The 22,367-nt window shown below is 57.8% G+C and carries 19 protein-coding genes; 1 reads left to right on the top strand and 18 read right to left on the bottom strand.

Annotated features, from left to right (window positions below):
• Nucleotides 1-116: 116 nt before the first annotated feature.
• The 11 genes from folC to leuC form a co-directional block, all read right to left on the bottom strand.
• Nucleotides 117-1,457 carry a bifunctional tetrahydrofolate synthase/dihydrofolate synthase gene (gene folC, locus AC13C0_RS05855; protein WP_482954105.1) on the bottom strand — a complete coding sequence of 447 codons (1,341 nt, stop codon included), beginning with the start codon at nt 1,455-1,457 and terminating at the stop codon, nt 117-119.
• Entirely contained in the window at nt 1,441-2,367 is a 927-nt protein-coding gene (accD, locus tag AC13C0_RS05850) for an acetyl-CoA carboxylase, carboxyltransferase subunit beta (RefSeq protein WP_117617227.1), read from the bottom strand. Before accD ends, folC begins: the two co-directional genes overlap by 17 nt.
• Nucleotides 2,368-2,414: 47 nt before the next feature.
• Complete coding sequence (gene trpA, locus AC13C0_RS05845) at nt 2,415-3,227, bottom strand: tryptophan synthase subunit alpha (RefSeq protein ID WP_341582018.1); 813 nt, start codon at nt 3,225-3,227, stop codon at nt 2,415-2,417.
• Between the two features lie 19 nt (nt 3,228-3,246).
• On the bottom strand, nt 3,247-4,455 hold the full coding sequence (gene trpB, locus AC13C0_RS05840) for a tryptophan synthase subunit beta (RefSeq protein ID WP_376788076.1): 1,209 nt from the start codon (nt 4,453-4,455) through the stop codon (nt 3,247-3,249).
• Nucleotides 4,448-5,077: a phosphoribosylanthranilate isomerase gene (locus AC13C0_RS05835; RefSeq protein ID WP_117617230.1), complete on the bottom strand. Its 630-nt coding sequence runs from the start codon at nt 5,075-5,077 to the stop codon at nt 4,448-4,450. Before AC13C0_RS05835 ends, trpB begins: the two co-directional genes overlap by 8 nt.
• Nucleotides 5,074-5,982, bottom strand: coding sequence for a tRNA pseudouridine(38-40) synthase TruA (gene truA, locus AC13C0_RS05830; RefSeq protein WP_117617231.1), 909 nt, complete (start codon nt 5,980-5,982; stop codon nt 5,074-5,076). Before truA ends, AC13C0_RS05835 begins: the two co-directional genes overlap by 4 nt.
• 106 nt (nt 5,983-6,088) lie before the next feature.
• Nucleotides 6,089-9,292 carry a FimV/HubP family polar landmark protein gene (locus tag AC13C0_RS05825; RefSeq protein WP_482954104.1) on the bottom strand — a complete coding sequence of 1,068 codons (3,204 nt, stop codon included), beginning with the start codon at nt 9,290-9,292 and terminating at the stop codon, nt 6,089-6,091.
• A 313-nt stretch (nt 9,293-9,605) separates the two neighbouring features.
• A complete protein-coding gene (gene asd, locus AC13C0_RS05820) occupies nt 9,606-10,721 on the bottom strand; it encodes an aspartate-semialdehyde dehydrogenase (RefSeq protein ID WP_303286246.1) in 1,116 nt (371 codons plus the stop codon).
• 128 nt (nt 10,722-10,849) lie between these two features.
• A complete protein-coding gene (gene leuB / locus AC13C0_RS05815; protein WP_482954103.1) occupies nt 10,850-11,923 on the bottom strand; it encodes a 3-isopropylmalate dehydrogenase in 1,074 nt (357 codons plus the stop codon).
• Nucleotides 11,924-11,945: 22 nt separating this feature from the next.
• A complete protein-coding gene (leuD, locus tag AC13C0_RS05810) occupies nt 11,946-12,602 on the bottom strand; it encodes a 3-isopropylmalate dehydratase small subunit (protein ID WP_303286249.1) in 657 nt (218 codons plus the stop codon).
• 16 nt (nt 12,603-12,618) lie between these two features.
• Nucleotides 12,619-14,037 (bottom strand): 3-isopropylmalate dehydratase large subunit, encoded by a 1,419-nt coding sequence (gene leuC, locus AC13C0_RS05805; protein ID WP_482954102.1) that lies wholly within the window; start codon nt 14,035-14,037, stop codon nt 12,619-12,621.
• A 428-nt stretch (nt 14,038-14,465) separates the two neighbouring features.
• On the opposite strand from leuC, the gene AC13C0_RS05800 reads away from it, so the two are divergent.
• Nucleotides 14,466-15,338 (top strand): LysR family transcriptional regulator, encoded by an 873-nt coding sequence (locus AC13C0_RS05800; RefSeq protein WP_303286253.1) that lies wholly within the window; start codon nt 14,466-14,468, stop codon nt 15,336-15,338.
• 3 nt (nt 15,339-15,341) lie between these two features.
• Here the strand turns inward: AC13C0_RS05800 and AC13C0_RS05795 are convergent, their stop codons facing one another.
• The 7 genes from AC13C0_RS05795 to AC13C0_RS05765 form a co-directional block, all read right to left on the bottom strand.
• Nucleotides 15,342-16,490: an MFS transporter gene (locus tag AC13C0_RS05795; protein ID WP_482954121.1), complete on the bottom strand. Its 1,149-nt coding sequence runs from the start codon at nt 16,488-16,490 to the stop codon at nt 15,342-15,344.
• 172 nt (nt 16,491-16,662) lie between these two features.
• Nucleotides 16,663-17,757 (bottom strand): chorismate synthase, encoded by a 1,095-nt coding sequence (aroC, locus tag AC13C0_RS05790; RefSeq protein WP_482954101.1) that lies wholly within the window; start codon nt 17,755-17,757, stop codon nt 16,663-16,665.
• Nucleotides 17,758-17,800: 43 nt separating this feature from the next.
• Complete coding sequence (gene prmB, locus AC13C0_RS05785; RefSeq protein ID WP_482954100.1) at nt 17,801-18,697, bottom strand: 50S ribosomal protein L3 N(5)-glutamine methyltransferase; 897 nt, start codon at nt 18,695-18,697, stop codon at nt 17,801-17,803.
• Nucleotides 18,698-18,792: 95 nt separating this feature from the next.
• Entirely contained in the window at nt 18,793-20,004 is a 1,212-nt protein-coding gene (locus AC13C0_RS05780) for a patatin-like phospholipase family protein (protein WP_482954099.1), read from the bottom strand.
• Between the two features lie 5 nt (nt 20,005-20,009).
• Nucleotides 20,010-20,924, bottom strand: a complete 915-nt coding sequence (locus AC13C0_RS05775) for a DUF4892 domain-containing protein (RefSeq protein WP_482954098.1) — start codon at nt 20,922-20,924, stop codon at nt 20,010-20,012.
• Complete coding sequence (locus tag AC13C0_RS05770; RefSeq protein WP_482954097.1) at nt 20,917-21,903, bottom strand: alpha/beta fold hydrolase; 987 nt, start codon at nt 21,901-21,903, stop codon at nt 20,917-20,919. Before AC13C0_RS05770 ends, AC13C0_RS05775 begins: the two co-directional genes overlap by 8 nt.
• Before the next feature lie 13 nt (nt 21,904-21,916).
• Nucleotides 21,917-22,267, bottom strand: coding sequence for a PilZ domain-containing protein (locus AC13C0_RS05765; RefSeq protein ID WP_303286263.1), 351 nt, complete (start codon nt 22,265-22,267; stop codon nt 21,917-21,919).
• Between the last annotated feature and the right edge of the window lie 100 nt (nt 22,268-22,367).

Below are 22,367 nucleotides of genomic sequence, written 5' to 3'. Positions count from 1 at the left end.
CTGTTGTGACTGCGCTGTTGTGACTGCGCCGCGAGAGACGCCTACCCGCAGATACTAACCGTCCGGCAGCCGGAACTCAAAGGCAGACCCGCTGCCATGGACAAAGTTTAAGGCAGTCAGATCAGCCCCGGGGCTCGCTTTTGTGACGCAGAGTGAAGCAGAATTTCCCGAGCCTGGGCGACGGTATGGAACGAACCGAAAACAACCACCAGATCATCCGCTGATGCATTCGACAATGCGGTATTCAGTGCCTGCAGGACGGTTTCGGAGGCGCTCACAGCCGTCAGCCCGGCGGCCCACAGCCTGTCTTTCAGGACTGCCCCGGAAAGCCCCCTGGGAGCATCAAGCCCCGCCAGGTACCAGTGATCCACTACTCCGGCCATGGCTCTGCCAATGCCTTCAACATCCTTGTCGGCCAGCGCCGCATAAACGGCGTGAACCTCTTTCCCCGGCGTTTTCAGGCTCTCCAACTGGCCAGACAACCAGCCCGCAGCATGAGGGTTGTGGCCCACATCAACCAAGATATCCGGACGCTTTCCAAGCAATTCGAATCGACCGGGGACACTCAGGATGGAAAGGGTCTGTTCGATCGCAGCACTATCCAGCTCCGGCTCAAGATTACGGATGGCCACGACTGCCGCAGCGACACTTTTCAGCGGCAACGGCCCGGCCGGCAAGCGAATCAACTGGCCCCCATATTCCAGAGCCGGACCGGAATTCGAATCTCTGCCGCCTTCACGCGGTGACAGGTGATAATCACGCTCCAGCAGTGCCAGATCAACCTTCTGCGCCGCAACCTGCTGAAGCACGGAACGGGGCGGATCATTGTCGGCATAGACCGCGGGGATACCCGGCCTCAGCACGCCGGCCTTTTCAAAGCCGATAACCTCCCGGTTATCGCCAAGAAAGGCAACGTGATCGATGTCCACCGATGTCAGTATGGCGAAATCGGCATCCAGAACATTCACTGCATCCAGCCGCCCGCCCAGACCAACCTCCAGAATCCAGTGATTGACGCCCGCATTGGCGAAGGCCACGAACGCCGCCAGTGTACCAAATTCGAAATAGGTCAAAGAGACCTTTCCCCGGGCTGCCTCAACCACCTCAAACGCCTTTACCAGTTCTGCATCCGAGATATCGGTACCGTCCAGGCGAACACGCTCGTTGTAGCTCTGGAGATGAGGTGAAGTGTAGGCTCCGGTGCGGCGCCCCGCAGCCCGCAACAGAGCCTCAACCGCTGCAACCGCACTACCCTTGCCGTTGGTACCGGCGACAGTGATGATGCGTGCTTCCGGTTTGCGACGGAAGAGCCGACGAAACACTATCAGGACCCGGTCAAGCCCCAGGTCAATCTCGGTTGGGTGTATCGCTTCAAGGTAGGCAAGCCACTGGTCAACTGTGGCACCAGCCCCCGGAGAAACCGGGGGCCGGACAGAGCGGCTACTCGGTGGGGGCATCGATTTCGGGCTTTTCTGACACATCAAACTCGATAGGCTCTTCCGTGCCCGGACGTTCCTGACCAGTGAACTTGGCCAGAACGTGGGCAATCCGCTCCCGCATCTGGTGGCGGTGAAGGATCATATCAATCGCCCCGTGCTCCAGCAGGAACTCACTGCGCTGGAACCCTTCAGGAAGCTTTTCACGAACCGTCTGCTCGATGACCCGAGGCCCGGCAAAACCGATCAGCGCATTTGGCTCGGCGATATTCAGGTCGCCCAGCATTGCCAGACTGGCCGAAACGCCGCCAAAGACCGGGTCCGTCATGACCGAAATATAGGGAATTCCTTCCTGTTTCATGCGCTCCAGAACAGCAGCGGTTTTGGACATCTGCATCAATGACAGAATCGCTTCCTGCATTCGCGCACCGCCACTGGCCGAGAAACAGACGAGGGGAATGCGGTGCTCCAGAGCGACGTTGGCGGCCTGAACGAATTTCTCGCCGACCACCTGGCCCATGGAACCGCCGAGGAAGTTGAACTCGAAGGAGCAGGCAACGAGTGGAACACCCAGAGTCGTCCCCCTCATTGCAATCAGGGCGTCCTTCTCTCCTGTCGCCTTCTGGGCTTGGGACAGACGGTCTTTGTAGCGCTTGGTATCCTTGAACTTCAGGCGATCCCATGGCTCAAGCTCAGCCGAAATCTCTTCCCGGCCGTCCTCGTCAAGGAATACATCCAGGCGCCGACGGGCATTAACCCTGAGATGGTGGTTGCATTTCGGGCAAACATCGAGATTTTTCTCAAGCTCCGGCTTGTAGAGAAAGGCGCCGCATTTGGGGCATTTCTTCCACAGCCCCTCCGGCACACCGGTTCTCTGCTTGGATTCCGAGCGAATCTTGCTCGGCATGATCTTGTCCAGCCAGTTACTCATGGTTTCATCCTGTCCTTTGATGCCTGTTTGCCCTCACCCCTGATCAATCAGGAGGCCAGGCTGTCCAGCGCTTCACGCATCGGGTGGAGCAGATCCGTCAATGCTCGTTTGAGCTGGCCGGTATCTGCCTGATTTCTGGCTATTGTATCGACCAGGACACTGCCAACAATTACACCATCGGATACCCGGCCGACTGCAGCAGCCGTTTCCGCATCCCGGATACCGAAGCCGACGCCCACGGGAAGCGCTGTCAGTTCGTGAATGTGGTTCACTTTGGCGGCAACCTCTTCCACGTTGATGGTGGCAGAGCCTGTCACACCCTTGATTGAAACATAGTACACATAACCGGAAGAGTGCTCACTGATTGCACGGATCCGGTCATCAGTCGTGGTCGGTGCCAGCAAAAAGATGGCATCCAGATTGCGCTCGGTAAACAGAGGAGCCACCTCGTCGGCCTCTTCCGGCGGCAGATCGACCGTCAGGATGCCATCCACACCCGCGTCTTTGGCCGCATCCGCGAATTTTTCATAGCCCATCGCCTCCATGGGGTTCAGATACCCCATCAGAACCACCGGCGTGCTGTCGTTGGTCTTGCGGAACTCCTTGACCATGCCGATAACCTGCCGGAGGGAGGTTCCATGGACCAGCGCCCGCTCGCAGGCCAGCTGAATGACGGGACCGTCCGCCATCGGATCCGAGAATGGCACCCCCAGTTCAATGATGTCAGCGCCGGCCGCCACCAGGGTATGCATCAGGTCTACCGTCACATCGGGATGCGGGTCTCCGGCGGTAATGTAGGGGATAAGTGCCTTGCGACCTTGTCCTTTAAGGGTATTGAGAACCCCTTCGATTCGGCTCATGCCTGCTCCTGTTGATTCTTCAGATCTCGATGCCTTCAAGCTTGGCAACGGTGTTTATGTCCTTGTCGCCGCGGCCGGAGACATTGATGACCACGGCCTGGTCTTTGTCCATGGTTGCCGCCAGTTTGATGGCGTAAGCCACCGCGTGCGCAGTTTCCAGGGCGGGCATGATGCCTTCAACGCGGGTCAATTTGCGGAAACCTTCCATAGCTTCATCGTCGGTGACCGATACATAGTGGGCCCGGCCAATGTCCTTTAGCCAGCTGTGCTCCGGCCCGACACCCGGGTAGTCCAGGCCGGCACTGACAGAATGAGTGTCGGCAATCTGGCCATTCTCATCTTCCATCAGGTAGGTCCGGTTACCGTGCAGCACGCCCGGCCGACCGGCGCAGAGAGGTGCCGCGTGTTTTCCGGTTTCAATGCCCAGGCCACCGGCTTCAACCCCATACAGCTCCACGGATTCGTCCGCGAGGAACGGATAGAACATACCTATCGCATTTGAACCGCCGCCGACACAGGCCACCAGTGCATCTGGCAATTTACCGGTCTTCTCAAGGCACTGACGACGGGTTTCACGACCGATTACCGACTGGAAATCCCGAACCAGCATCGGATACGGGTGTGGCCCCGCCACAGTGCCAATGATGTAAAAGGTGTTATCAACGTGCGCCACCCAGTCCCGCATGGCATCGTTCATGGCATCCTTCAGCGTTTTAGAGCCACTTTGCACGGCATGGACCTGAGCGCCCAGCAGCTTCATCCGGAAGACGTTCAGAGATTGGCGCTGAACGTCCTCGGCACCCATAAACACATGACACTCAAGCCCCAGACGGGCGCAGACCGTTGCCGTCGCAACACCGTGCTGGCCGGCACCGGTCTCTGCAATAATCCGTTTCTTCCCCAGGAAACTGGCGAGCAATGCCTGGCCAATCGTGTTGTTCACCTTGTGGGCGCCGGTGTGGCAAAGATCTTCACGCTTGAGCCAGATCTGCGCACCGCCGGTCTCCCGGGTCAGGCGCTCGGCAAAGTAAAGAGGCGTGGGCCGGCCCACGTAATCCGCCAGTTCCTTGTCGAACCGCGCCTGAAATTCCGGGTCTTTCCTGAGGCGGTTATATTCTTTCTCGAGTGTCATCAGGGAATCCATCAGAGTCTCGGAAACAAACCGCCCACCGAAGGCCCCGAAGTGACCCCGCGCGTCCGGCAGTGCGCTCAGCATTTCTTCAGTCAGTTTTACAGACACGGTGAACCTCTTTGATAAAATGAGAAATTTTCTGGATATCCTTGATGCCTTTGCCTTGTTCAACACCGCCGCTGACATCCACCGCCCACGGTTTCACCTGGTTTACCGCGGCAAATACGTTAGCAGATGACAACCCGCCGGCCAATATGAGCGGCAGTGGCCGGTCCTCCGGTATCAGCTCCCAGTTGAAGCCCTTCCCGGTACCGCCGTATTTTTCCGGATCCCAGGCATCTACCAGCAAACCGGCAGAGTCCCGGAACTCTTCAAACGCACGCTCGATCTGACCGGATTCCCGAACCCGGACGGCCTTGATCCAGCGGCGCCCGAAGCCTGAGCAGAAAGCGGCAGTTTCGTCGCCATGAAACTGCAGAAGATCCAGCGGGACCTTGTCGAGCACTGTCTCGAGTTCCTGCCGAGAGGGATTCACAAACAGGCCGACAACGGACACAAACGCAGGGATGCGGCGAACCAGAGCCGCGGCCTGATCCGCATTGACTGACCGCGGGCTTGGCCCATAGAAGACGAACCCCAGAGCGTCCGCGCCGCATTCAACCGCCGCATCAACGTCCTCAGGGCGAGTCAGGCCGCATATTTTTACGCGTGCGCTCATTGGCTCAGAACCCGTTGCTTGAGATGGATATGTGTGGGCGTCAGGGGGCGGTTTTCCGCCCGACTGTACCACGGCCTCACAAAGCCGGGGCCACACTCGGCAGCAGGCAAACCGAACTCACCGGGATAACCCACATCAACCAGATACAGACCATGGGGAGGCGCGGTAACACCGGCCACTGTCCGGTCTCTGGCAGCCAGTATCTCATGAATCCACTCTACTGGCTGCTTCCCTGAACCCACCGCCATCAACGCCCCGGCAATATTCCGCACCATGTGATGCAAAAATGCGTTGGCCTGCACATCAATTACGACAAAGTTACGTTTCCGGGTTACCGAGATCCTTTCCAGGAAACGGATCGGCGTTCGGGACTGGCAGCCGGCTGCGCGGAAGGACGAGAAATCGTGCTCACCTGTCAGCGCCTGTGCTGCCTCATGCATTCGCTCGGCATCGAGAGGGCGGAATGTCCAGCTCACCTGCCCCCGCTGGATACCGGGCCGCACCGGGTGGTTGCAGATGATGTAGCGGTAGCGGCGGTACGTGGCTGAAAAACGGGCATGGAAATCGCCCTCGCCATTCCCGGCCCAGTGCACGGAAATATCATCAGGCAATGCGGTATTGATGCCCATCACCCAGGATCGGAGGTTCCGCACCGAAGGGGTATCGAAATGGGCAACCTGGTAACTCGCGTGAACACCGGCGTCTGTGCGCCCTGCACAAACCAGATCCACGGGGTGATCGGCGACCTTTGCGACCGCTTTGGTAAGTTCGGCTTCGACCGACCGGACGCCGGATTTCTGGAGCTGCCAACCGTGGAAACTGCGGCCATCGTACTCAAACGCAAGCGCGACGCGCCCTGCACCGATGGCGTTATCCGTGGTGAGTTGCTGGGTTTCAAGAAACAAGTGCGAATCCGGAAAGTATGTTTCTGTAAAAACAAAGCGCCGGCTTGATGCCGGGAGTCAACCCGGCAGCCGGCGCTTGCTGCCTGTCAGACCCGATTATAACGGATCAGGACAGATTTTTAAGGAGATCTTGTGCCTCCGCTTTCTGATCTTCGCTGCCTTCCAGGGCGACTTCTTCGAGGATGTCCCTGGCGCCATCAGCGTCACCCATCTCGATGTAGGCCCGCGCAAGATCAAGCTTGGTGGCAGCCTCATCGGTACCGGCGAGGAAATCGAAGTCGTCGTCATCCCCAAGATCGTTCTCGTCAATATCAGCAACAGACGAACGGGAAAACTCCCCGGCCACCTCATCGGATGCAACGGGCAAGTCCAGATCTTCATCTGAAGCCTCATCGACGTCAGCCGGGAGGTCCTGGTCATCAAGGCCATCTGCAGCGCCCTGCTGCTCAAGCTCCTCGGCCCCCTCAACGGTCTCTTCAGGACCGGCTTCCTCGGCATCGCCCAGAACATCGCCTTCTGCGAGGGTGTCTTCAAGGCCCAGTTCCTCATCCAGTGAAGCGGGCTCTTCCTCATCGTGATTCGCCGAATCCGCGGAATCGGAGAACTCTTCCATCAGCGCCAGGTCTTCATCTGACACATCCAGCTCAAGATCATCCAGAGAGGATTCTTCCATCTCGCTACCGCCCAGCTCGTCCTCTTCTTCACCGGCTACCTTGTCGAGCTCGGCATCAAGTTCATCAAGAAAGGACTCGTCCAGAGAATCGATATCAGCTTCAGAGTCTTCTTCAGACAGACTGACCTCATCGGCAGCCTCACCCGACTCACCCGCTGGCGTCTCTTCCCCCAGATCACTCTCGTCGAGCTCCAGACCCAGATCTTCTTCGACCTCATCGGGCTTTGTTTCAGGGTCGGCAGATTCATCAAGATCCATCCCGAACTCTGAGGACATATCCCACTCACCGGACTCCCCAGGCTCAGGAGTTTTTTCTTCTCCGGACTCGAGTTCAATGCCCGAGAGGTCGTATTCGATCAGGTCATCCTTGCTTTCTTCTTTCTGGTCTTCCGATCCAGAAGCTTCCGGTTCTTCAAACTCATTCAGATCAAAGTCTGAAAGATCGGAATCGAAGTCACCAAATTCGTTCTCGGCCGGCTCTTCCTGCTCCGAATCGAACCGATCCGCCAAGAGCTCTTCAGATGCAGGTTTGTCTTCACCAGGAACCGAGTCTTCACCAGGAACCGAGTCGTCACCCGCCCCCTTTTCGGAATCGTAAGAGGCCGCGAAGGAGTCTGAGCGAAGCTGTGATTCAAGGTCATCGATGCTAGGCATGGACTCCGCTTCTTCCAGTCTCGCCCGCAACTCGTTCGCTGTCGTCAGGGCTTCCTCGTCATCCAGTGCCTGGATTTCACCAAACTGCCTTTCAAAGGATTCACGATCCTGGATATCGGCATATACACCCAACAGCTTCAGACGCAGATCAGTGCGGCTTGGTTCGCGGGAGATTGCTGTTTCCAGCGTTTGTGCTGCCTGATCGTGACGACCATAGGCTATGTACGTGTCTGCTTCTTCGAGGGCGTCACTGGCGACTGATTCCTGATCGCCCTCATCCAGATTCAGATCAAAGGAATCTGTACCTTCCTCCGTTTCGCTGTTCAGCTGTTCGTAAAACGCCTTTTCCCGGTTCGCATTGCGACGGGCAAGGAGCAGGAGCAGCAACAGAAGAATGATCAGGCCACCCCCAAGGGCAATCTGGTACATCGGGTTGTTGGTGATCGCATCAATAACATTAGCCGGAAAGCCCTTCTCTGCAGCAGGAGCCTGAGGTGCCGGCTTTGGTTCGGGCTCTGCAGCCTGCGAAGGCTGAGAGGCCGCAGGGGCTGGCCCGGTAACGTCTTCGCTCATGTCTTCAGAAGTCGCGTCGGTACCGGCACCAGCCTCCGCCATGACCTGTTCATCAGATGGCGAGGCAGCATCGGCGGCCGCGCCTTCCGGTGCATCTTCAGCCCCCGCCAGTTCAGCGGTTTCCGATCCGGGTTCGGCCTGCTCACCGGACACGGCGGGCTCAACCTCTCCGGTGGCCTTCTCATCCGCAACGGCGGTTTCTTCCTGAGGTGTCACGTCCTCAGCCGCCGCAGTACCGGCAGCCTCGCTCTCACCAGGGGCAGCCTGCTCTGGAGAGTCAGCCCCGGTTGCCTGTTGAATCTCGGCAAGCTGGGTATTTTTCAGTTCAAGCAGACGCTGGAGTGTCTGAACCTGATCCTGAAGATCTTCTACCCGACTGTTCAGCTCTGTATTTTCACGTCGTGCGCTTTCCAGCTCTTCCATCGCAACAGCAGTGCCGGCGTCAACGCCACCAGGCAGCTGGCCATCCCCGCCGGCCGAGCCGCCTTCGGACGTATCGCGACCGGATTCCCCGGAGACAACCAGCTTCAGCTCATCACCACCCGCCGCCGGCTCCTGGACCACAGGCTGCTGCCGCTGGCTCGCAGTTGCATCAACGGTACGCCGGGGCGACTGAAATTCCTGATTCTGCTGGCTGACGATGCGGATTGCCTGAGCACGCGTCCGGCTCTGTATCTGGTCAATGGAGGGTACACGGAGCACTTCGCCGCGCTTCAGGCGATTGATGTTATTGTTGATGAATGCATCCGGATTCAGGTCCTGTATTGCAAGCATGACCTGCTGCATGGAAACGTTGTCATTGGGGCGTACGCGGGAAGCAATAGTCCACAAGGTATCGGATGGCCCGGTTGGCCCGAAGGTATCCGCCTGATATCCCGCACCCAGTGACCGCTCGGCCTGCGACTGACGGCGCAAAGACTCCTGGCTGCGGGTTGCTGCTGGCTGGCGGGCCGTTTCCGTGGAAGCCGCCGCAGGTACATTAACCTGCTCCTGTATCCCCGAGTCCTCTGCGTATACAGGCGGATCAACGAGAACGGCGTATTCACGCATCAATCGACCGCTCGGCCAGGTCATTTCCAGCAGGAAATTGAGGTACGGTTCCCTCAGGGGCTCGCGCGAGGAAACGTTAACAGCGAGACTGCCATCGTTACGGGTAACCACCTGGAACCTGAGCTTGCTGAGAAACTGGTTGCGATCCAGCCCCACCCGTTCGTATGCCTGTTCCGAAGCAATGTTGACGAATACATCCCCTGGATCAACGCCACGGCTCTGGGGCAGAACAATCTCCGCATCCAGTGGCTCATTCAGATAGGACTGAAGTTCAATTTCACCCAGCCCAAGGGCCTGTGCGACGCCGGACCCAAGCCCTCCCGCCAGAGCCAGGGCAACCGCAAGCTTGCGTACCTTCATGCTTTTTCCTTTCCAGTCTCCGTTATTCGTTACTGCTTTTTTCAAACAGAATCGGACGAGGTTGGATGACTTCCGTCTGGATAATTCTCGTTATTATGTGTTCTTTTTAATATTCAGCCCGGCAAGTATTGTTGATAAAACCTCTTTTATCAATCAATCAGCCGCAATCCTTGCACCATTTTTTTATCAATCGCGCGGAACTGCCTAGCGCTCCTGAAAATAACAGGGGCGGAGGCTGAAATCAGCCTCCGCCCCCTTACCGGTTTACTGAAACCGGACACAGTTGGCATTTATTGCCTCTGCGTAACAATTCTTAACGCTCCTGAAGGATCCGGAGCATACGACGCAGCGGTTCGGCAGCACCCCAGAGCAACTGATCACCCACGGTGAACGCGGAAATATACTCCGGCCCCATGGCCAGCTTGCGGATGCGGCCAATCGGCACGCTCAGGGTACCGGTAACCTTCGCCGGAGTCAGTTCCTCAATAGTTGCATCGCGGTCATTGGGGATAACCTTTACCCAGTCATTGGCCTTCGCCAGGATCGACTCAATTTCTGAAACCGGCAGGTCCTTCTTCAGCTTGATGGTCAGTGCCTGACTGTGGGAGCGCATGGCGCCAATCCGCACGCAGATACCATCAATTGGAATCGGGTTGTCCGAACGACCAAGAATCTTGTTAGTCTCTACACCGGCTTTCCACTCTTCCTTGCTCATACCGTTATCGAGCTGCCTGTCGATAAACGGAATCAGGCTACCGGCCAGCGGTACCTGGAAGTGCTCGGTGGGAAACCCATCGGAGCGCATGGTTTCGGTCACCTTCCGGTCAATCTCGAGAATCGCGGAAGACGGGTTATCCAGCTCGGCTTTCACACTGCTGTTGAGCACACCCATCTGGTTCAGCAATTCACGCATGTTCTGCGCACCGGAGCCAGAGGCCGCCTGATAGGTCATGGGCGTTACCCACTCGATCAGGTCCCGCTCAAGCAGACCGCCAAGGGCCAGCATCATCAGGCTGACGGTGCAGTTACCCCCAATGTAATCCCTGACCCCCTTGGCCAGCGCGGCATCAATAACATCGCGGTTGACCGGATCCAGGACAATAACCGAGTGGTCAGCCATCCGGAGCGTGGATGCGGCATCAATCCAGTAGCCTTCCCAGCCCGCGTCGCGGAGCTTCTGGTAAACCGCACCGGTGTAATCGCCACCCTGGCAGGTCACGATCACATCCAGGGTTTTCAGAATCTCAACGTCGAACGCATCCTGGAGTGCAGGAACGCCCCCCTTGCCTACATCCGGTGCGGGCTTGCCCGCCTGGGATGTGGTGAAAAACACCGGTTCGATATCGGCGAAATCGTTTTCTTCACGCATGCGCTGCATGAGGACCGAGCCCACCATGCCACGCCAACCTACAAGTCCAACTCGCTTCATGTGCGATCTTCAGACCTCGTTTTATGCCCGCCCGAAGCCTTTATCGCTGGCAGGGACAGGATGGATGATCCCGCGGCAACTGCATCCCGCTACCGTCGGGTCTCAAAAAACTGGACAGAAACCGCTCTTTAAAGCGCAGCCAGAACAGCCTCACCCATTTCCCGGGTGGAGACCCTGGCCGCGCCTTCAGACATGATGTCTGCCGTTCGCAGCCCCTGATCCAGAACCTTGCTGACCGCCGCCTCAATGGCTTCAGCCGCTTTTTCCTCATTAAGACTGTACCGCAACATCATGGCAGCACTAAGGATAGTGGCCAGCGGATTGGCAATACCCTTGCCGGCAATATCCGGCGCAGAGCCATGACAGGGTTCGTACATACCCTGCTTTTCCGAATTCAGCGACGCCGATGGCAACATGCCAATGGAGCCGGTAAGCATAGCCGCTTCGTCCGAAAGAATATCACCAAACATGTTGCCAGTCACAATCACATCGAACTGCTTGGGTGCGCGCACCAGCTGCATGGCGGCGTTATCCACGTACATGTGGGACAACTCCACGTCCGGGTATTCCCGGCGCAGATCGTTCATGATTTCCCGCCACAAAACAGTCACTTCCAGCACATTCGCCTTGTCAACGGAACACAGCTTCCTGCCACGCTGCTGAGCCGCCTCAAAAGCAACCCGGCCTATACGACGAATTTCCGATTCTGTATAGGCGTAGGTGTTGTAGCCCTGACGCTCTCCGCTTTCCAGTTCGCGAACGCCGCGCGGCTGGCCAAAATAGATGCCTCCAGTCAGCTCCCGGACGATCAGGATGTCCAGGCCGGATACCACTTCCGGCTTCAGCGACGACGCCGAGGCCAGTTGCGGATACAGGATGGCCGGGCGCAGGTTGGCAAACAGCTCAAGATTTGATCGCAACCCCAGCAATCCCTTCTCGGGGCGCCTGGCCATCGGGAGGCTGTCCCACTGGGGACCGCCAACGGCACCCAGCAGGATGGCATCGGCTTTGGTCGCTTTTTCCAGCGTTTCATCCGGAAGCGGGCTATCCGTTGCATCGATTGCCGCGCCGCCGACCAGGCCGGACTCGAAGCCCAGGCCAAGATCGAACTGGTCATTGACTTTATGAAGCACCTTTTCGGCCTCAGACACGATTTCCGGCCCGATACCGTCGCCGGGAAGCATCAACACTGTTCTGGACATGGTTTTTCCTTGCAAGAGTCTTCTATTGGATTCCGCCACCGGCGCCAAACAGCCAGGGCGCGGTTTTACGACGACTGTCTTCATACGATTTGATGGCATCCGCATCTTCCAGCGTGACACCGATATCGTCCAGGCCGTTAAGCAGACAATGACGGCGGAAGTCATCCACCTCGAAACCGAACGTCTCACCCGAAGGCGTGCTCACTGTCCTGGCCTCAAGATCCACAGACAGTTGATAGCCTTCGCCCTGCTCCACTTCCTGAAAGAGGCGATCAACTATTTCCTCAGGAAGGACAATCGGTAACAGACCATTCTTAAAGCAGTTATTATAGAAAATATCGGCAAAACTCGGGGCAATAATTACCCGGAAACCGAAATCTTCCAGCGCCCAGGGCGCGTGTTCGCGGCTGGAACCGCAGCCAAAATTGCGGCGCGCCAAGAGGACACTCGCGTTCTTGTACCTGTCCTGGTTCAGAACAAAATCCGGATTGATCGGGCGTTTGGCACAATCCTGATCCGGCTTGCCTTCATCCAGGTACCGCAGCTCATCAAACAGATTCGGCCCGAAGCCGGTGCGCTTGATGGACTTCAGAAACTGCTTGGGAATAATCATGTCCGTATCCACATTGGAACGGTCCATGGGGGCGACAACGCCCTGGTGTTGGGTAAATGCGCGCATGGTTCTCTCCTGCGGATCAGTTCATCAACTCACGGACATCAACAAAATGGCCAGTCACCGCAGCGGCTGCCGCCATGGCCGGGCTCACCAGGTGAGTTCGTCCGCCAAAGCCCTGACGACCTTCAAAGTTCCGGTTTGAGGTGGAGGCACAGTGCTCGCCCTGGCCCAGCTTGTCAGCGTTCATTGCCAGGCACATGGAGCAACCCGGGTCACGCCATTCCAGCCCGGCTTCAATGAAAATCCTGTCCAGACCTTCCTGCTCCGCCTGGACTTTCACCAGCCCGGAACCCGGTACCACCATCGCCTGCTTCAACGTCGGCGACACTTTCCGCCCTTTCACCACAGCCGCTGCCTCACGCAGATCCTCGATCCGGCTGTTGGTGCAGGAGCCAATAAACACACGGTCCAGCTGGATATCCGTGATCGGCATATTCGGCTTCAAACCCATGTATTTAAGGGCCCGCACGATGCCTTCGCGCTTGATCGGGTCTTCTTCTTTTTCGGGATCCGGCACTCTGCCTTCAACGCCGACAACCATCTCCGGAGAGGTACCCCAGCTCACCTGGGGCTGGATTTCCGAGCCTTCCAGCTCAACGACCTTATCGAACACCGCGTCATCATCGCTGTGCAGGGTGCGCCAGTAGTCAACCGCCGTGTCCCATTGCTCGTCCTTCGGCGCAAACGGACGGCCACGCACGTAATCAATGGTGGTGTCGTCAACAGCCACCATGCCAACCCGGGCACCCGCCTCAATCGACATGTTGCAAATGGTCATCCGGCCTTCCATGCTCAAACCACGGATAACCTCGCCACCAAACTCGATGGCATGGCCGGTACCACCAGCGGTGCCGATCTTGCCGATGATGGCCAGAACAACATCCTTGCCGGTCACGCCCGGCCCAAGCTTGCCATTTACCTTCACCAGCATATTCTTCATTTTCTGCTGAACCAGGCACTGGGTAGCCAGCACATGTTCAACTTCACTGGTGCCGATACCATGGGCCAGACAGCCAAAGGCACCATGGGTGGAGGTGTGGGAATCGCCACAGACAATACTCATGCCCGGTAAAGTCGCACCCTGCTCTGGTCCAATCACGTGGACAATGCCCTGGCGCTGGTCCTTGATCTTGAACTCAAGGATTCCGAACTCATCGCAGTTCTTGTCAAGGGTTTCCACCTGTATCCGGGATACGGGATCCACAATGCCTTCCACGCCCCGGGCACGGTCGGTGGTGGGCACGTTGTGGTCCGGAGTCGCAATATTGGCATCAATCCGCCACGGCTTCCGCCCGGCCAGACGCAGCCCTTCAAAGGCTTGAGGCGAGGTAACTTCGTGCAGTAACTGACGATCAATATAAATCAGCGCGGAGCCGTCGTCCCGCTGCTTGACGAGATGATCGTCCCACAATTTGTCGTATAAGGTCTTGCCCGCCATGGTTCTCTCTCACTCTCTGGGGGTTTCTGGTTATCACGTTCGATTGCTCTATGTTACCGTTTACTCATAGATAACCTCAATTCATGTTTTTCATCCATCGCATTCCCATTGGTTATTCTATAGAATTTGGGTGAAGGTCCCGGGTTGGGCCAGCACTTTCAAAACACGCCTACAAGCACATCCCTGTGGGCTCGTTTCGGGCCATCCCTGGCCCTCTATGGTTTTGAAAGTGCTGGCCCAACCCGCTCCCCAAACCTTTGAGCGGGCACCCGATATGTATGGGGCATATGGAGGGGAGAGTCTCCCAAAACCGTGGAGCGCCAGGGATGGCGCGACCGAGCCCTACAGGGACGTATTCACGGGCGTGTTTTGGGAGACTCTCCCCTCCATATGCCCTCCACCAATAGCCGAAAATCTGGATAAGAGGCATGGACTCAAACGCACTGAAGGCTTTCCTGACAATCGTAGATCAGGGCTCATTCTCAGAGGCAGCCGAAACCCTGCACCTGACACAGCCGGCGATCTCCAAACGCCTCGCGGCCCTGGAAAACCAGCTCGGCACCACTCTCATTGACCGCAGCCACCGCCAGATCCGCCTGACCGATGCCGGCAGCCGTCTACTCCCCCATGCCCGCCGGATCCTGGACGAAATCCACAACGCCCGGATTGCCCTTTCCCCGGATTCGGGACAGGTGGAAGGCGAGCTTCAGATCATTGCCAGCCACCACATCGGTCTTCACCACCTGCCTAACTGGCTGCGGCGGTTCAAACGGGAATACCCTCAGGTATCCATTAACCTGCAATTCATGGAATCCGATGCGGCTTATGAACAGATGAGCAAACGAAATGCGGAACTGGCATTTGTCACCCTGAGCGACAGCATGGCGCCCAGCTTTACGGTATTCGCGCAGTGGCCGGACCCGATGGTATTTGTGACAGGAGCTGAGCATCCGCTCGCTTCACTGAGTCAACCGGCGCTTTCAGACCTCGCAGATCACCCTGCGCTGCTGCCGGACACAACAACGGCGACTTATCGGGTGGTCAGCCGCTTGTTCCTCGAAGCCAACCTCCACCTGAACCCGCAGATGCCAACCAATTACCTGGAAACGCTGAAAATGATGACCAGTGTCGGCCTTGGCTGGAGTGTTCTGCCCTCGCGGATGGTCGATGACAGTCTCCGCGTGCTGGAGGTAGGCCGCCCGGTCTCCCGGGTCCTGGGTGGAATCGGCCTCACCGGCCGGCAGTTGGGCAATGCTTCGAAGGCCCTTCTGGCGATTATTCAGAAAGAGGAAGATGCCTGACTTTCAGACTTCGCCTTGAACCGGCGGCGGCCGAAGGCCACGCCAGCTAATCACGACTGCAATGGCCATGGCCGCCGCACCGCCCCAGAACGCCGCTGAGGTACTGAAACCATCCGCCAGGAATCCGGACAACCAGGCGCCCAGCGCGCCCCCGGCACCAAACGTCAGCCCACTGTATAGCGCCTGCCCCTGGCCGTGATGGTGCTGCCCGAAGAAACCCTGGATGTACTGAACCGAAATGGCGTGAAGCGCCCCGTAAGACGCCGCATGCAGCAACTGCGCAAACAGAAGAATCGCCAGGACATCCGTCATCTCGGCTATCAGGATCCAGCGAATCATTGTCAGTGTGAGTGCGCCGATAGCAATCTGCCGAAAGGCAAAGTTCCGGGTCAGCCGGTGCATAACCAGAAACAGAGCAATTTCCGCAAAAACGCCCAGGGACCACAGCAGCCCGATCGAGAGCTTGCCGTAACCATATTGCGCCAGGTGAATGCTGAAGAAGGTGTAATAGGCACCATGGGACACCTGGAGCAGAAAATTCATCAGGAAAAACGTCACCACCGCCGGGTGGCTGACAATCGCTTTCAGACTGCCCTTCGGTGCCGGCGGTTTCCGCTCCCCCCGCTCGGACGGCACCAGAAAAGCAGACACCGCAATCCCGGCGAACACCGGCAACAACAACCAGGGCAGGCCTCGGATTGGCACCAGCTCCAGCAAACCACCCACCAGCGCCACCGCCCCGATAAAGCCCACCGAGCCCCAGAGCCTAACCCGGCCATATTTCTCCTTCTGCTCACCCAGGGTGCGAAGCGTGATCACTTCGTAAAGCGGCAGGATCGCATTCCAGAAAAAGGTGAACGCCAGCATCACCAGCAGCAGACCGTAGAACCCGGGTTCCATGAAAACACCGGCGAAGAACAGCGAACCGGTAATGGCCCCGAACCGGACCAACCGGACCCTCTGGCCGGTCTTATCCCCCAGCCAACCCCAGACACTGGGGGCAATGATTTTGGTGAGCTGAATGGTCGCCATGAGTGTGGCGATCTGAAGATAGGAAAATCCCTGGCCTTCGAGGTAGAGGGACCAGTACGGCAGGAGCCCTCCGAGGAGAGCGAAAAACCAGAAATAGAGGTTGGAAAGTCGAAAGTAAATAGCGAAACCTCTGTACGACTATCGAAATGGCTTGGCGGCTTTGGCGGGGGCGGCCTCCCAAAAATGTGGAGCGCCAGGGATGGCGCGACCAAGCCCTACAGGGAAGTATTCACGGGCGTTTTTTGGGAGGCCGCCCCCGCCAGAGCCGTTCCACCAAGGCTGAAAGCAAGTATCAGAGCTGACCAATCACCGGCGTAGAAACAGACACATCCGCATTCTGCCCCCGATGCCGCAGGTAATGATCCATAAGCACAATGGCCATCATGGCCTCGGCAATCGGCGTCGCCCGAATCCCGACACAGGGATCGTGCCGGCCGGTCGTAATCACCTCAACCGGATTGCCGTGCACATCAATGCTCCGGCCCGGCAAGCGCAGACTCGATGTGGGCTTCAGGGCAATACTCGCCACAATCGGCTGACCGGAAGAAATACCACCCAGCACACCACCGGCGTTGTTGGAAAGGAACCCCTCAGGGGTTATCTCATCCCGATGCGAGGTGCCCTTCTGCGCGATGCAGTCAAAGCCGGCACCAATCTCCACACCCTTCACCGCATTGATGCTCATCAGGGCATGGGCCAGATCCGCATCCAGGCGATCAAAGACCGGCTCACCCAGGCCGGGAGGCACGCCCTCGGCGACCACGTTAATCCGGGCGCCGATGGAATCGCCTTCCTTGCGGAGGGCGTCCATGTAGGCCTCCATCTCGGCGACCTTGTCCGGATCCGGGCAGAAAAACGGGTTCTGGTGCACCTGATCCCAGTCCAGTTTCTCGGCCCTGATCGGCCCCAGCTGAGACAGGTAACCGCGAATACGGATACCCAGTCGCTGCTCGAGATACTTGCGCGCCACCGCACCGGCGGCCACCCGCATCGCGGTTTCCCGGGCTGAGGAGCGGCCACCGCCCCGGTAGTCCCGCACACCGTACTTGTGCATATAGGTGTAATCGGCATGGGCGGGACGGAACTGCCCGGATATCTTCGAGTAATCCTTCGAACGTTGATCGGTATTTTCAATTAACAGCCCGATTGGCGTGCCGGTGGTTTTGCCCTCGAAAACCCCGGAGAGAATTTTTACCTCGTCCGCTTCCCGGCGCTGGGTCGTGTGGCGGGATGTGCCCGGCTTGCGGCGATCCAGATCGCGCTGCATGTCGGCTTCGGAGAGCTCAAGCCCCGGAGGACAGCCGTCAATAATGCAACCCAGAGCGACACCATGGCTCTCGCCGAATGACGTGACGGTAAACAGTTTTCCGAAAGTATTTCCTGACATAAATCAATATCTTATTAAGGCTTCATAAGAAGCAGGGTTAACGTTAAGCCTGCCATTGGCGCAGGTCCTGCTCGTTAATTACAAACACCCCATCACCGCCGTTCTCGAAATCCAGCCAGGTAAACGGCAGATCCGGGCAGGCATCGTCCAGGGCCACCCAACTGTTGCCAACCTCGACAACCAGAAGGCCGCCCGGCGTAAGATGATCCGCGGCGCCGGCGATAATCCGGTGGGCAATATCCAGCCCGTCCTGCCCGGCGGCCAGACCCAGCTCCGGCTCATGGCGGTATTCCTCCGGCATGCTGGCGAGGTCTCCGGCGTCCACATAGGGCGGATTGCTCACAATGACATCATAACGCCCGCCGATGTTTGCAAAGACATCCGATTGTACGGTGCGAACCCTGTCCCGGACTCCGTGAAGCTCGATGTTCGATTCAGCCACCTTCAGGGCATCGGCACAAATATCGGAAAGATCCACCTCCGCCTCGGTGAAAACGGACGCCGCAGCAATACCAATACAACCGCTGCCGGTGCAAAGATCAAGAATGCGCTCAACCGGCTTGCCACCCAGCCAGGGCTGAAAGCCGCTCTCAATCAGCTCAGCAATCGGTGAACGGGGCACCAGCACCCGCTCATCGACGTGAAACGGCATGCCCATGAACCAGGCTTCGCCCAAAAGGTAAGCCAGGGGGACGCGCTCATCCACACGCCGCCGAATCCGCTCCAGAATCAACTCCCGCTCTTGCCGGGTAAGCCGGGCATCCAGGAACAGGGTGTTGTTTTCCAGCGGCAGATGCAGGCTGCGCATAACCAGATGAACCGCCTCATCCCAGACATTGTCGGTGCCATGGCCGAAATACAGGGGCGAGGCAGCAAACTGTGAGGAGGCGTAGCGAAGGTAATCGCGAACGCTGTGGAGATCATCGATAGGGCTGGTCACAAACGTAAATCCTGTGCGAGAGCGTGTCAGCGCCGGATTATACGCTGTTTATCCACCTGACTGCAGCCTTGCGAATACAGCCCCGGAGAATCCCCTCAGATGGCCAGCAGGCCGGAACTGCTGCGACTGCTCTCAAACCGATCCAGAGCCGCTGCCATACGCTCCCTGCCAAGCTGAATCAGTTCCGGAGCCTTGTGGTAATCGTAGCTCCGGCAGGCATTTTTCGGGACGTTTACCAGCAGGTCCGGCGGATAGCCGGCAATCTTGTACTGCACCAACGCACTCTGCATGGTCTCTATGGTGAGGTTCATCACGTCGAACTTGCCAATTCCCAGCTTGTCCCAGTCAATGGTTTCATGGTCTTCATGGGTTTTCCTGTCAGCCGCCTTTTTTTCGACCTGTTTCTGGTGCTCTTTTTTCTGCACGTCCCTGGAAATCCTGTCTTCCGGGCTATCCCCGTTGTCCGGTTTGCGCGCAGCCAGGGATTTCAGGGCATCCCAGTCGAACCAGCGGGAGGCTTTCTCGCGAATGGTGTCCATCCACTCGTCCGTGTCGGTACTCTCGCCCGCCGCTGCGAAAGCGGCATCGGGGATACGCCGCCTGCGGTCATCTTCGCCGCTCAGGTTGACCGCGACAATCATATCGGCCTGGGAGGAAATTGTCGGGATAATCGGCAACGGATTGAGCAGGGCTCCGTCCACCAGAACCCTGCCGTTAAGCACAAGCGGGGTCACCACGCTGGGAATGGCGACCGACGCGCGAATCGCCTGATCCAACGGGCCCTCCTGGAACCAGATTTCCTTATGGGCGAGCAAATCCGTTGCCACGGCGGTATAGGCGACGGGCAGATTCTCGATTCGGGTTTCCCCCAACATTTCCCGCACAACCGAAAAGATTTTTTCGCCCCGGATGGCTCCGACAGAATTAAAGGTCACATCAAGCAGTTTAAGTACATCGAACTGACCGAGCCCGGTTACCCAGTCCTTGTAGTCCTGCATCTTTCCCGCTGCATACATACCGCCAATCAATGCCCCCATGGAGCAACCGGAGATGGCAACAATCTCGTAACCACGCTCTGCCAGTATTTCGATGGCGCCGATGTGAGCGTAGCCTCTCGCCCCGCCGCTACCCAGAGTGAGGGCAACCGTTGTCCGGGGCTTGTGCCTGCGCCCCACCGCCTCCGGATTTGCCCGCACATCGGTAGCCGGCACATCTGAACTGTGTAAAACCCTGGAGACATTGTCCCGGGGCACGTCCTCCGAGGGCGGGCCTTTCCGGCGCCGATCATCGTCCTTTGAGTTGCCCATTGTGCTTACCTCGAGATCATTACCACTTCTACCCGGTTACCCTGTCGGTCCGGCTCGCTGAATACCACGGCAGGACCCGCCACGATGATTTCCTGTTGGTCACGGGGAACACCGGTCTTTGAGAGAACCTCCGAAAGCGATTCCGCAGCCTTGCGTGCGCGCTCCATCGCATCATTGAAAGATTCATCGGCCTCCAATGCAGAATAGCCCACCAGCGCAATGATCGTACCCTCAACCCGGGCCAGATCGGTTACACGCTGCCGATCTCCTGCCTGCCAGTTAAAACGGTAGGTTACTCCCCCTTGCCACGGGACGATAACCGGCCCTTCAACCCGCCTGGCCAGATTCCCGAACCCGGGAATGGAAGCGCCGGGCGCCACGCGCAGATGCTCAACCCAGGCGTATTCCCGCAAATTGCCCCGGGTAACGGTGTAAACCAGTGTCAGCCACCGGGTTCCATCCTCAGAGACAGTGCCCGCTACCAGGTAGTCCTGGGTAGCATCCCCTCCGTACAGAACCGCCTGATTGAATATCTGGTTTGCCCAGACATTGCTCCTGCCGCAACGTACGCCGGAGCACTCAAACAGAATCTGGGCATTTCTCTTGCCCAGTAGCCGCAAATAATGGGCCCTGGCCTGTTCCCGGTTTGAGTCGCGGGCAATCTGGTACAGACGCCCCTCCCCGCTTACGGGAAGCCTTGCCAGGCTGTCAGAGCGGATCTCATTATTCACTTCCCGCACCGCACTGAAAAGAACCAGGTGGCCGGAGGATTCGATGTTAACCGTGGTCTCCAGGGTTGACTGCGGGAAGGCTTCCGGACTATCTCCGGTCGCAGCCATAACAAGACCTGGCAGGGCCAGCGCACCAAAAGTGGCTGCAAGAAAACGGGTGAACAGTAGTTTCAGCAAGCGATTACTCATTTTCCAGAAATTGTCTGACGGCATCTGCCACGTAACCGGTTTCCCCATCAAGATGGCAGTGGTGTCCACCCGGCACGTTCGATACCTGAAGATTCGGAATGACGCTGGTGCGTTCATCCAGATCCTTTCTGTACGACAGCAGCCCCTGATCGGCTCTGACAAAGAGCACCCGGCTTTCCAGGGCACTCAGGGACGCCATCACCTGCTCTTCCGTCATCATCAGCGGTGACGGGTGCCGAAGACGCGGGTCGGTCCGCCACACGAGCCCGTTTTCCTCCGGCTTCATGTTCCTGGGAATGAGCGTCAATGCGGCTTCCGGACTCAGCGGGCTCAACCCACCCTCCCTCGCTTTCGCTGCGGTTTCGATATCCGGGTACACCACTTGCCGGCCAGATCCCGCAATACGCTTCTTGATGGCCTTTCTCATCCGGGGAACGGTTTCGCTGACCGGCCGACTGATCGCACCAAGGCTGTCAATCATCACCAGGTTGCGTACCCGTTCAGGAAAGGCTGCGGCGTAGAGGGCGCCGACAATGCCCCCCAGGGAATGGCCAACCAGATTGATTCGCCCGTCGGAGGTTTCCTGAAAATAACGCTCCACAAGTTCAGCGAGGTCCGCCACGTAATCCATCAAAAGGTAGTCCTGCCCCTCCGGCCGGTGACCGGAATGACCGTGGCCGGCCATATCCAGTGCGTAGACAGGACCAAGGCCTGTCAGTTCCGGAGCCAGCTTTACAAAGGTAAGACTGTTATCGAGCCAACCATGCAGCATCAGTACCGGGGTGTTTTCGTGAACACCCTCACCCGCTTGCCAGCTAAGCCCGGCAAGCGCTATATGCCGGAGTTTCCACTCGGATTCACGGAAGTCCCGCGCACCCTTTTTACCCAACTTGTCTTTGTCCAGTTTGTCCTGGCTTCCGGTCACGTCGTCTCCCGACAGTGTGTCGAGAGCCCCCGGAGGTATCACAATATCGTTCATGCAGGCTTCGCCTTCACAGGGTGTGTGTTGGCCGATCAGAACTCAGCGAGCCTGCCAGATAGGATTCGATCTTGGTGCGTGCGGTTTCATCATCACCGTTGAACTGAACCCCGATTCCCGCAGCGCGGTTGCCCTGGGCACCCTTCGGCGTAATCCAGACAACCTTGCCGGCCACGGGAATTTTCTCAGGCTCGTCCATCAGGTTCAGGAGCAGGAACACCTCATCCCCCAACTGGTACTGTTTCTGGGTCGGGATAAACAGACCGCCCTGGCGAATGTATGGCATGTAGGCCGCATACAATACAGCCTTGTCCTTTATCGTCAGGGTGAGAATACCACTGCGCGCACCGAATCCGGGCCCCATAACTGACACCTTTTCTGCAAGATCGTTTGTAACATTTGGCGGGATACAAAAACCCCTTTCATTCCGGAATCATAGCAGTTGTTGGGCCGGAAGGCGCAAC

The sequence above is a fragment of the Marinobacter sp. B-21 genome (assembly GCF_056857895.1).
Note: the sequence above shows the minus strand (reverse complement) of the source record. Positions and strands in the feature narration are given on the sequence as shown.

Excerpts from the sequence above, each read along its gene's own strand:
- folC (WP_482954105.1), bottom strand. The coding sequence starts at position 1,457 with ATGCCCCCACCGAGTAGCCGCTCTGTCCGGCCCCCGGTTTCTCCGGGG.
- accD (WP_117617227.1), bottom strand. The coding sequence starts at position 2,367 with ATGAGTAACTGGCTGGACAAGATCATGCCGAGCAAGATTCGCTCGGAA.
- trpA (WP_341582018.1), bottom strand. The coding sequence starts at position 3,227 with ATGAGCCGAATCGAAGGGGTTCTCAATACCCTTAAAGGACAAGGTCGC.
- AC13C0_RS05835 (WP_117617230.1), bottom strand. The coding sequence starts at position 5,077 with ATGAGCGCACGCGTAAAAATATGCGGCCTGACTCGCCCTGAGGACGTT.
- AC13C0_RS05825 (WP_482954104.1), bottom strand. The coding sequence starts at position 9,292 with ATGAAGGTACGCAAGCTTGCGGTTGCCCTGGCTCTGGCGGGAGGGCTT.
- asd (WP_303286246.1), bottom strand. The coding sequence starts at position 10,721 with ATGAAGCGAGTTGGACTTGTAGGTTGGCGTGGCATGGTGGGCTCGGTC.
- leuB (WP_482954103.1), bottom strand. The coding sequence starts at position 11,923 with ATGTCCAGAACAGTGTTGATGCTTCCCGGCGACGGTATCGGGCCGGAA.
- leuD (WP_303286249.1), bottom strand. The coding sequence starts at position 12,602 with ATGCGCGCATTTACCCAACACCAGGGCGTTGTCGCCCCCATGGACCGT.
- leuC (WP_482954102.1), bottom strand. The coding sequence starts at position 14,037 with ATGGCGGGCAAGACCTTATACGACAAATTGTGGGACGATCATCTCGTC.
- AC13C0_RS05800 (WP_303286253.1), top strand. The coding sequence starts at position 14,466 with ATGGACTCAAACGCACTGAAGGCTTTCCTGACAATCGTAGATCAGGGC.
- aroC (WP_482954101.1), bottom strand. The coding sequence starts at position 17,757 with ATGTCAGGAAATACTTTCGGAAAACTGTTTACCGTCACGTCATTCGGC.
- AC13C0_RS05780 (WP_482954099.1), bottom strand. The coding sequence starts at position 20,004 with ATGGGCAACTCAAAGGACGATGATCGGCGCCGGAAAGGCCCGCCCTCG.
- AC13C0_RS05775 (WP_482954098.1), bottom strand. The coding sequence starts at position 20,924 with ATGAGTAATCGCTTGCTGAAACTACTGTTCACCCGTTTTCTTGCAGCC.
- AC13C0_RS05770 (WP_482954097.1), bottom strand. The coding sequence starts at position 21,903 with ATGAACGATATTGTGATACCTCCGGGGGCTCTCGACACACTGTCGGGA.
- AC13C0_RS05765 (WP_303286263.1), bottom strand. The coding sequence starts at position 22,267 with ATGGGGCCCGGATTCGGTGCGCGCAGTGGTATTCTCACCCTGACGATA.